At 69.0% G+C, this 10,541-nt stretch carries 9 protein-coding genes; 2 read left to right on the plus strand and 7 right to left on the minus strand.

Annotation, left to right across the window (positions count from 1 at the left end; genetic code table 11):
* Nucleotides 1-445: 445 nt before the first annotated feature.
* The 4 genes from ABTZ94_RS20840 to ABTZ94_RS20855 form a co-directional block, all read right to left on the minus strand.
* Nucleotides 446-2,263, minus strand: a complete 1,818-nt coding sequence (locus ABTZ94_RS20840) for a multicopper oxidase family protein (protein WP_351202540.1) — start codon at nt 2,261-2,263, stop codon at nt 446-448.
* Nucleotides 2,264-2,907: 644 nt separating this feature from the next.
* Nucleotides 2,908-4,086, minus strand: a complete 1,179-nt coding sequence (locus ABTZ94_RS20845; protein WP_351202541.1) for an acyl-CoA dehydrogenase family protein — start codon at nt 4,084-4,086, stop codon at nt 2,908-2,910.
* Between the two features lie 102 nt (nt 4,087-4,188).
* Nucleotides 4,189-5,346: a methyltransferase gene (locus tag ABTZ94_RS20850; RefSeq protein ID WP_351202542.1), complete on the minus strand. Its 1,158-nt coding sequence runs from the start codon at nt 5,344-5,346 to the stop codon at nt 4,189-4,191.
* 69 nt (nt 5,347-5,415) lie between these two features.
* Nucleotides 5,416-5,616, minus strand: coding sequence for a hypothetical protein (locus ABTZ94_RS20855; RefSeq protein ID WP_351202543.1), 201 nt, complete (start codon nt 5,614-5,616; stop codon nt 5,416-5,418).
* A gap of 240 nt (nt 5,617-5,856) precedes the next feature.
* On the opposite strand from ABTZ94_RS20855, the gene ABTZ94_RS20860 reads away from it, so the two are divergent.
* Nucleotides 5,857-6,681, plus strand: a complete 825-nt coding sequence (locus ABTZ94_RS20860; protein ID WP_351202544.1) for an endonuclease I family protein — start codon at nt 5,857-5,859, stop codon at nt 6,679-6,681.
* 31 nt (nt 6,682-6,712) lie between these two features.
* Here the strand turns inward: ABTZ94_RS20860 and glsA are convergent, their stop codons facing one another.
* The 3 genes from glsA to ABTZ94_RS20875 form a co-directional block, all read right to left on the minus strand.
* Complete coding sequence (gene glsA, locus ABTZ94_RS20865; protein WP_351202545.1) at nt 6,713-8,062, minus strand: glutaminase A; 1,350 nt, start codon at nt 8,060-8,062, stop codon at nt 6,713-6,715.
* A gap of 11 nt (nt 8,063-8,073) precedes the next feature.
* Nucleotides 8,074-8,640, minus strand: coding sequence for a hypothetical protein (locus ABTZ94_RS20870; RefSeq protein ID WP_351202546.1), 567 nt, complete (start codon nt 8,638-8,640; stop codon nt 8,074-8,076).
* A 117-nt stretch (nt 8,641-8,757) separates the two neighbouring features.
* Nucleotides 8,758-9,252 carry a DUF1269 domain-containing protein gene (locus ABTZ94_RS20875; RefSeq protein ID WP_351202547.1) on the minus strand — a complete coding sequence of 165 codons (495 nt, stop codon included), beginning with the start codon at nt 9,250-9,252 and terminating at the stop codon, nt 8,758-8,760.
* A 128-nt stretch (nt 9,253-9,380) separates the two neighbouring features.
* On the opposite strand from ABTZ94_RS20875, the gene ABTZ94_RS20880 reads away from it, so the two are divergent.
* Entirely contained in the window at nt 9,381-10,496 is a 1,116-nt protein-coding gene (locus ABTZ94_RS20880) for a baeRF3 domain-containing protein (RefSeq protein WP_351202548.1), read from the plus strand.
* Nucleotides 10,497-10,541: the final 45 nt, after the last annotated feature.

Raw genomic sequence — 10,541 nt, forward strand, 5'->3', positions numbered from 1 at the left:
CGCACATCCCGGGCATCCCGGTCGGCTGCATCGCCTGGAGCTGGACGGTGGGCAGCTGCCGCGGGCAAGCAGTGCGACAAGCTCCCGCGAGCTGGACGGCTGCCCGGACAGCTGGTCGTCCACGCCGTGGAAGGAGCAGACAGCAGCCCGGGCAAAGACCTGTCGGCACCTGTCGCAGCCGTCGTGGCACCGCTCACCGATCGGCTCGCGGAAGAAATCGAGCACCAGGGGGGTTCTGTCCGCACCCGATAGACCGGAAACAGCTGGGTTCGACGCCCGGGGGGACAGCGTGGTGGTGGCCGGCCCTGCCGGAGGACAGCCGAACCAAGTCCACACCCTTTACGACGCATACGGCGAAGGTGTTCCCGCGACGGCCCATGCCACGCCACGCGGATCCGGACGTCAGCGGCGTGACTCGGCCTGCCTGATGGCAAAGGTTCCGCCTTCATCCGACGGTGTAGGGCCGCATCATTTCGTTGTCTTCGTGTTCGAGCATGTGGCAGTGCCAGACGTACCGGCCCGCCCGGTCGAATGTCGCCTTCAGCCTCGTCACGGCACCTGGGTAGGCGACTGCTGTGTCCTTGAACCCGCTCTCCCACGGCTCGGCAGGCCGGGCGGCACGGCCTGCCTGTTGCCGGTCGAGGATTTGGAACTGGACCTCGTGGACATGGATCGGGTGGGCGTCCTTCGTTAGATTGTGAATCTCCCAGATCTCGGTCGCGCCCAGGGCCGGATTCTCTGTGACAGGGTCGTCCCAGTGCATCGGCACAGCGGCTCCGCTTCGGTCCAGGGTGCCGAGCAGCAATTGCCGGGGTCCGACGTGCGGCAGCGACGCGGACTTCTGCTCGCTGAGGGAAAGCCGTCGGACGCGGCTCGCCTTCCCCAACGGCTCGAACGACGGAAGCGACAGCTGGGAGGGTGGCACGGTCGTGTCCGGAGTGGTGAGTGCTCCGACCGTGAGCTTCATGACCTGCCCGGTGGTGGCCGGGTCCGCCGGGGAGAAGTCCGAACCCGCCCTACCACCCTGGAACGCTTTGTCGGGGCCCTCATTGATGAGATACAACTCGGTCCCGGCCGGTAGGGATGCGAAGTCGACGATCACGTCGGCGCGCTCGGCGGGAGCGATGAGCACCTGGTCGCGCCGTACCGGCGTGGGGAGGAAACCCCCCTCGCTGCCGATCTGCCAGAAGGGGAGGGCGGGGGCCGCGGGGCGGTGGGCGAGTGGGCGGGTGACGATCTTCAGGATCAGGTACCGCGAATTGCATCCGTTGAGAAGCCGGAAACGGTAGCGGCGCGGTTCGACTTGAAGGACCGGCCAGGTTCTCCCGTTGGTCACCATCGTGTTGCCGACGAACTCGGGGTTCCAGATCGGAGGGATGTCGCTGCCCGGGATGTAGGGGCCCCTGAATCCGTCGAAGGCAACGCGTCCGGCCGGGTAGAAGAGGCTGCCGTCGACGTGGAACGAGCGGTCCTGGATGGCGAGAGGGATCTCGTAGTGCTTCCGGCCGGGCGGATCGCCGGCCCGGGGTGCGGGGCCCGGCAATACTCCATCGGGAAGGTCCGCAGGTCCGCCTCGCAGAAGGTAGAACCCCGCCAGTCCGGCGTAGACATTCAGCCGCGTGACACCCAGGGCGTGATCATGGAACCAGAAGGTCGAGGCTCTCTCCGCGTTGGCATACTGGAACACGGCGTCCCCCCGGCCCCAGGCATCGCCGAACCGGTCTTCGAACTTGTCCTTGAACTCCTCATAGAACGAACCGACTTCAGCGTATCCCGCAGGAAGGTCGACCGCGTCGGGAAGGTACCAGGCTTCGGTGTAGCCGTCGCTCTCCTCCGAGTTCCGCCCGCCATGCAGGTGTGTCACGATCGGCACCGGGCCCGAGTACGGTCCGGGTGTCGAGCGGAATCCCGGACGTGAGTCCCGGGCCGACGCTCCCCCCGGAGGGTTCGCCCAGTGCAGTGTGGGGTCGACCGGCAGCAGGTGCGGCCGGTAATGGCCTGTGCGATCACGCAGCTGGTTCTTCCACCTCACCCGCACGGGCGTTCCGAAGTGGGCCTCGACGGTGAACGCGGGGTAGTGGAAGCTGCGCGGATGCAGAGTTGAGCCGTACCCCCACACGGTCGTCGCCGGCAGGCCGGAGGGCAACACCTGCTGCTGGAACTGCCGCACGCCGATCACGTAGTGGTCGATGCGATCAGCGACGCCGCCCCCGGCCTGCGGCATGACAGGCGGGACGACGAGCGGCGTGACGTACTTTTCCACCTTTCCCGGATCCAGAAGGCCCCCGCCGGCCGGCGCCCAGAGCCGCGGAGCCACGTAACCGGCCGGAAGGAGCGCGAGCATTCCGCCAGCCGCTGCCTGCACTGCACGCCGCCTCGTGACCACCCACGCCCTCCAGCACTCGTCGGGCTGACTCCAGCCCTGCTGTCTGCTCCCGCTCTGCTCGGCGGTGCTCCGAGACCGCCACCAATTGCCGGGCATCATCAGGTTGCCGCAGACGGTAAATCAGTGCGTTGCTGGATTACTCCGGACGAGGAATCTCCCGACCACCGCCGACGGCAGCCAAGTCGCCGCCGACGGATCTGGACGTGCTGGGCACGCAGCGACAGACAGTGGCCGGCTCTTCCAGCGGCCGGTTGGGCGCCATCCCTACTGCGGGACGGGCCGTGCCTCGCCGGCGAGGCGTGGGTTGGAGCAACATGACATGCAGCGGGCACCTGAAGCCATGGGCATCGCCTTCACAACGCCGTGAACAAAGAATCCGGGCATGCCCGGTCCCCTGATTCGGGCGCGCTGAGGTCCCCTGCCCTATCCGGCAACGACGCCGGTACCGGCCGTTGCGCTGAGGCTCCCCGCCACACAGGCCCAGAAGCTATGTGCCAACTAGAAACCCTCGTCACAGACGCTCAGCGACGTACCCGCGGCATCCCCAGGCCGATCCACGAGATGATTTCCCGTTGGATCTCATTGTTGCCGCCGCCGAAGGTGAAGATGACGGCGGACCGGTATCCGCGTTCGAGTTCGCCGTGAAGTACGGCGCCCGCCGATCCTTCCTTGAGCGGTCCCGCCGAGCCGACGACCTCCATCAGCCAGGCGTAGGCGTCGCGGCGTGCCTCGGAGCCATAGACCTTGACGGCGGAGGCGTCCTGCGGGGTGAGGGTTCCGTTCTGGACCGCAGACACCATCTGCCAGTTGAGGAGCTTCATGGCGTCGAGCCTGGTGTGGGTGCGGGCCAGGAGGGCGCGGACCCAGCCGAGGTCGATGACGCGGCGGCCGTCGGTGAGCCGGGTGTCCGCCGCCCAGCGCTGGACGTTGTGGAGGGCGCGGATGGCCATGGTGCCGTGGGCGGCGAGGGTGACACGTTCGTGGTTGAGCTGGTTGGTGATGAGCCGCCAGCCCTTGTTCTCGTCGCCGACGCGGCGGGAGACGGGTACGCGGATGTTCTCGTAGTAGCTGGCGGTGGTGTCGTGCGAGGCGAGGGTGTTGATGATGGTGCAGGAGTATCCCGGGTCGCTCGTCGGGACGAGGAGCATGGTGATGCCCTTGTGGGGCGGGGCGCCCGGGTCGGTGCGGACTGCGAGCCAGACCCAGTCTGCGGTGTCGCCGTTGGTCGTCCAGATCTTCTGCCCGTTGACGACATAGTCGTCGCCGTCGCGCACGGCCCGGGTCTTGAGCGCGGCGAGGTCGGTGCCCGCGTCGGGTTCGCTGTATCCGATCGCGAAGTCGATCTCACCGGCAAGGATCTTCGGCAGGAAGTAGGCCTTCTGTTCGTCGGTGCCGAACTGCATGATCGTCGGGCCGACGGTGTTGAGGGCCATCAGAGGCAGCGGCACGCCCGCCTGGGCGGCCTCGTCGAAGAAGATGAACTGTTCCACCGGGGACAGGCCGCGTCCGCCGTACTCCGTCGGCCATCCGACGCCGAGCCGGCCGTCGCTGCCGAGGCGCCGGATCGTCTCGCGGTAGAAGTTCTTCTGGGAGGAGGGGTCGGCATAGCGCGCGTAGGCGTTGTCGGGGACCAGTCCGGCGAAGTACGTACGCAGCTCGGCGCGCAACTGCTGCTGTTCAGGCGTGTATTCGAGGTGCACGGCCCCTCCAGGAGTCTCGCGGTCACGTCGCCCGTGTGCGGCGGCGCACACAGTAGAACGTGTTGCAAGAATCCGGAAGGGCCGGGACGTCTCCGATGGGCTTCAGCGCTTGACGGCGCGCAGAACGACGAACTTCGGGTCGCCCGCGACCGTGGTGCAGTTACCGAAGGTCCGGCGCAGCTGGGTGTGGTAGCCGAGGTGCCGGTTGCCGACGACCCACAGCTCGCCGCCCTGCCGCAGTGCGGCGCGCGCCCCGTGGAACATGTTGCGGGCCGTTGCGTCGGTGGTGGCCTGGTGGGAGTGGAACGGCGGGTTGTTGAGCACCAGATCCACACTGGCGGGCGGCAGCTCTGCCAGCCCGTCGCCGACCACGAAATCGGCCTTCGCGTCGGGGCCGGTGTTGGCCCGGAAGGTCTCCTCGGCGGAGGCGACCGCCTGGTACGACTCGTCGATGAAGGTGACCGTCGCTTCGGGGTTGGCGAGCGCGGCGGACAGCCCGACGACACCGTTTCCGCAGCCGAGGTCGACGACCCGGTCGGGTCCGCTGCGCGCGGGGAGATGGCCGAGGAAGAAGCGGGTGCCGATGTCGAGGCGCTCGGCGCAGAAGATTCCCGCATGGTTGGTGACCGTCCGGCCGGAGACCGGTCCGACGCCCTCGGGCAGGTCGTAGCCGTACGGCCAGGGACTCGACGTGCGGGCCAGGGCCGGGTCCGGGGTGCAGAAGATGAGCCGCGCCTTCTTGACCGCGAGGGAGGTGCGGGTCGGACCGATGATCCGCTCGAAGAGTTTGAGGGTGGAGGTGTGGATCTCCTTGACCATGCCGGTGCCGATGACGACGGTGCCCGCGTGGACGGCCGGCGCGAGCCGGTGGAGCTGGTCCTCCAGGAGCGCGAGGCTCTTCGGGACACGTACCAGCAGGACGTCGATACGTTCCGGCGGTGTGTCCCTGGCCGACAGGAGGCGTACGGCATCCGCGTCCATGCCGTTGCGGTCCAGATTCGCCAGGGTCGCGCGCTGCGCCAGGTAGGAGTCGGTGATCTGTACGGGGCGGTGCCCGGCCAGCACCGTACTCAGGGCGCCCCAGCGGTCGCCCACCACGACCACGGCGCCCGACAGGTCGACCGGTTCCGGCTCGCCGGTCCCCTCCAGCCGCCGCAGCAGATACTCATCGGCAGCGTCCCAGGCGCGGAACGGGTCGCGCGGGTCCTCGGGGAAGCGGGCGAGGTCATACCCGGCCCCTGACGTAGTCAAACGGTTCATTGTGCACCCAGGCTAGCCGAGCCGCGGGGAGCGCCCACACGCTCCCCGCGTCGGCCGCCGGGCCCACGGCTACGGCAGCACCTTGTCGATCGCCGCCCGGCCTTCCTGGGCGAGTCTGCGCTCCGCCCACTGAAGATTCTTCGGAGTCAGGTCCCGCCCGGAGGCGAGCACCAAGTCCTCTGCCGACGGATTGTCGCTCCCGCCGGTATGCAAGAGGCTGTCGGGTGTCACTCCCCGAGCTGCGGATACGGATTCGGGCTCGTCGCTCATGCCGCCTCCTCGTCCTTTCGGTCATTCTCGCCCCGCGCCCGGCCCGCCGCATCCGATGCCTCCCCGAGCCGCTCCCGGCGTAAGGTCACTTGACCTGCACATGATAAGTACACAGCGTTCACGCCATGGTCACGGTGCGTGTGGAAGGCTCCCGCTGACCGCTTACCACACGACCGACGCGGCGCCGCCCCCACCTTGTGGCGGCTTCGTGGTGCCCGCATTTTCGGAGAGGACACCCACATGTCCCGTCGTCACCTTCATTACCGGCGCCCCCTGCTGGCGACCCTTGCCGCGTTCGCGGTACTCGCCGGCACCGCTGCCGCCGCACCGGCCGCCACACCCCAGGCTTCGCCGGTCGCCGCGACACCGCTCGGGGCTCTCGACGACACGTACTATCAGGACGCGCTCGGCAAGTCCGGAACCGCGCTCAAGAGCGCACTGCACACCATCATCAGTCGCCAGACCAAGATTTCCTACAGCCAGGTCTGGGACGCCCTCAAGAACACGGACCAGGACCCCGCCAACCCCTCGAACGTGATCCTCCTGTACTCCGGACGTTCCGAGCCCAAGAGCGACAACGGCGGCTCGGTCGGCCAGTGGAACCGCGAGCACGTCTGGGCCAAGTCCCACGGCGACTTCGGCACCGCCACCGGCCCCGGCACCGACATCCACCACCTGCGCCCGGAGGATGTCACCGTCAACTCCATCCGCGGCAACAAGGACTTCGACAACGGCGGCAGCGCAGTCAGCGGCGCACCGGGGAGCTACACCGACAGCGACTCCTTCGAACCGCGCGACGCGGTCAAGGGCGATGTGGCCCGCATGATCCTCTACATGGCGGTGCGCTACGAGGGCGGCGACGCCTTCGCCGACCTCGAACCCAACGACAGGGTGTCCAACGGCTCCGCACCGTACATCGGCCGCCTCTCGGTACTGAAGGCGTGGAGCCAGGAGGACCCGCCGGACAGCTTCGAGAAGCGGCGCAACGACGTCATATTCGACCAGTACCAGCACAACCGGAACCCGTTTGTCGATCACCCGGAATGGGTCGAATCCATCTGGTAGACGGACGGGCCCCAACGGGCTCCGTCCCGTGTCAGCCGGCCAGGCCGCTCGCGCACCATGTCATGGCCTCCTCGCGGGAGGCGAAGGGCCGAAGGGCCGCTTCGTCCTGCTCCCCCGCACAGGGAAGCGGGGCCAGGCGGCCCGCCGGGTCGGCCACGGCGGTGCGAACGCCGCCCTCCACGAGCCGGCCGAGTCCTCTGCGCAGCATCGCCCGGGCCACCGAGTCGATGTCGGTCACCTGCCGCAGGTCCAGCACGACGGACCCCGTCTCCTGCGGTCGCGACTCGTCCAGGGCGTACAGCACCCGCTCGGCCGCAGTGAAGTCGAGGGCGCCCTGGGCGGCGACGACCGCGACCCGTTCGTGCCGGGCGAGGGCCCGCGGCCCGGTCCGGGCGGACGGCAGATCGTCGGCGGTGGTGATCAGGGTGACGGTGGAACCGGCCAGCGCCGGATTGTGCATCAGATGCAGTCCGAGCCGCTCGGACAGGGCCCCGAGCGCGGCGCGCCCCCGTACGGAGGTGCCGGTCGGATCCAGCAGCGGGCTGTACGTCGCCAGACCGAACCTGGCAGGACCCGAGGCGATCAGTCCGCCTGACACACCGCTCTTCGCGGGCAGGCCCACCCTTAGCAGCCAGTCGCCCGAGGCGTCGTACATGCCGCAGGTCGCCATCACGGCGAGCACCTGGGCTGCGACCGGCTCAGGGACGACCGCGTCGCCGGTGAGCGGGTTGACGCCGCCGTGCGCGAGGGTCGCGGCCATCGCGGCGAGGTCCAGCGTGGTGACCCGTACCGCGCACTGCCTGAAGTACGTCTCCACCGCCGCCACCGGGTCGACGGGCAGCGGGCCGGCGCTGCGGATCAGGTAGGCGAGGGCGCGGTTCCGGTCGCCGGTGACGGCCTCGGAGGCGTACACCTGCTCGTCGACGTCCAGCTGCCGTCCGGCGAACCGGCTCAGGCAGTCGAGGATGCGGCCGAATCTGGGGGCGCCGGGGGTGTCCGGGATCAGTGCGGTGGTGACGATGGCGCCCGCGTTGACCATGGCGTTGTCGGGCCGCCCCGTCACCGGTTCCAGACTGATCGCGTTGAAAGCCTCGCCGCTGGGCTCGGCGTTCACCCAGCGGCCCACCTCGTCGAGCCCGAGGACGGCCAGGGCGAGGGCGTAGACGAACGGCTTCGACACGGACTGCATGGTGAACGTGGCGCCGGCGTCACCCGTGCTGTAGCTGTGGCCCTCCATACTGAACAGCGCGAGTCCGAACGCATCCGGGTCGGCCAGCGCCAGTTGCGGGATGTGGTCGGCGAGTTGGCCGTCCCCCAGCCCGGCGAACCGCGTGTGCAGTTCACGCAGGGCGTCGGTGACTGCTTCGGACGCGACACTCACCGGTCCGGCCGTCAGCTGCGCTCGGCCTGGGCGATGCGTGGGAACGTCTTGACGCCGGCCGCCTTGCGGCTGTTGGCGTGCTGGCTGACGGTCCGGCCGGGCTGGACGTCCGCGAAGCCGAGTACCACGGAATCGAGCACCTTCTCGGACGAGTCGACGAACTCCAGCTTGACGGCATAAAAAGCGGCCTTGTCCGTGTGGTTGGTGACGCGGACGAGGCTGCTGCGGAACTGCTCGGACTTCACGACCGGCAGCCCCGTCACCGAGACGTCCTTGACCGCGTTGCCCCGCCCCTGGACGCCTTCGAGCTGCTTGGCGGCCTGCTGCCGGTTGCGCTCGGCAGCGGCGGAGACCGAGGCCGCGAATTCCTGCTTGGTACGCGGACTGGCGCTCGCGGACGGCGTCATGGCCGGTTCCGGGGACACCGTACGGGTGCTCCTGGCCGTGCCGTGCGAGGAGGTGCCGGAGCCGCCGCAGGCGGCGGTACCGGCGATGATCACCGCGGCCAGCACGGCTGGGGTCAGGTTGTGGGCTGCGCGGCCGCCGAGGGCGTGCCGCATGGGGCTGGTCGGGTTCATGGGCGCTCCGTCTGCTCGGAAGGGCGTAAAGGAGATGGAGAGGTGTGGAGAAATGAGGAAATGGGGGTGAGGCAGAGACCGTGCGGGGAACCCGGACCGCCGGGCTCCCCCGGCCGGTCAGGCTTCGTCCTCGCCGAAGATCTCACGCAGCCGCGCCTCGCTCTGCGTGTCCAGGTTGCTGTGGAGCAGTTCGGCGCCGCCGTGGGGCAGCGCGTCGCTGATCCGGTCGGGCACCTCGTTCATGGTCAGCAGGAAGAGGGCCGAAGTCCCGGGTGTCACCTTCTCCTTGACCTCGGCGATGAAGTCGTCGTCGATGCCGATATCGGCCAGCTTGCCGCCCAGCGCCCCGGCCGCCGCGCCGATCGCGGCGCCCAGCAGCGGCATCAGGAAGATCAGCCCGAAGAGCATTCCCCAGAACGTGCCGCTCAGTGCTCCGGCGCCGACGAGGTTGATCAACTGCTTGGTCCTGGGCTTCGCCCGGTCGGCGGGCCAGCTGACCACGGCCGCGTCGAGGATCTTGATCAGCCCCTCCTTCTGAAGGGACTTGAGCGCGGTCTCCATACTCTCCGCCCCCTCGGCCGACTGGAACTTCCACACGGTGAGCGTGGACATCGCGCGTACCTCCTGAGACCGACAACGAAGAACTCGCTCATATTAGGATCAAAAGGTATGAATTGACTCGTCAAATTCACCCGCTTCACTCGGGAGCGGATGCCAGCCGAAGCACCTGGGAGAGAACGATGGATACGGATGCCCTGACCGCCGGCCTGTTGCAGGAACTGCGGGCGGCCAAGCCCTATCCGGCCCTGTCCCTGACCATGCCGACGCACCGCCGCGCTCCGGACAATGCCCAGGACGCCGTGCGGCTGCGCAACCTGGTGGCCGAGGCCGTCAGCCGGCTGGAAGCGGATCCCGCGGTCACCCGCGAGGCCCGGACCGCTCTCAAGGAGCAGCTGGACCGGGCGGTCACCGAGGTGGACCCCCGCCGGGCCCTGGACGCACTGGCCGTCCTCGTCACCGCCGACGAGCACCAGATCTGGCAGCTTCCCCGTACTGCACCCGGGCGGGTGGTGCTCAGCGACACCTACCTGACGCGCAACCTGGTCGCAGCGAAGGCCCAGGCCCAGCCGTTCTGGGCGCTCACCGTGTCGGCCGAGCGCGCCGCCCTGTGGAGCGGCACGGCGGACGTCGTGCACGAGGAGCAGACCGGCGGGTTCCCGCTGACGGCTCCGAGGGAGGCGCCCAACCCGCAGCGCGAGGAGCAGATCGGCGACACACCGAGCACCTTCAGTGATGAGGAGACGCGCAACTTCCTGCGCGCCGTCGACGAGAAGCTGCGCGCGGTACTGGCCGCGGACCCTCGCCCGTTGTATCTGGTCGGCCTCGCCCCCGCGCTCGCCCTGCTGGACGAGGTCGGCGAGGGTGCCAAGTCGGCCGTGGGCCGGGTCACCAAGGGGGTACCGACCGACATGACACCGGCCGACCTGCTCAAGGAGCTGCGGCCGGCGCTCGACAAGCGGCAGCAGCGGTTCGCGGCGGAGATCGACGGCAAGCTGGACGAAGCGCGCGGCCGTCGCGCCTTCGCCGGTGGTCTGGACGAGGTGTGGGCCGCGGTACGGGAGGGCCGGGCCGGACTGGTCGCGGTGGAGGAGCACTTCCAGCAGACGGTACGGGTGACGGACGAGCACCTCGAGCCGGTCAGCGGTGAGGCCGCGGACCTCACGGACGGTTCGGTCCGGGAGGACATCGTGGACGAGCTCGTCGAGGCGGCGCTGGACAGCGGCACCGACGTGGTCTTCCTCGCGGACAACTCGCTCGCGGAGCACGGACGGATCGCGGCGGCCCTGCGCTACTGAACAGGCCGACGCCACGCCGTACACCACATCGGCCCCCACGCCGCA

The sequence above is a fragment of the Streptomyces sp. NPDC002785 genome (assembly GCF_040295565.1).
Lineage (GTDB): Bacteria > Actinomycetota > Actinomycetes > Streptomycetales > Streptomycetaceae > Streptomyces.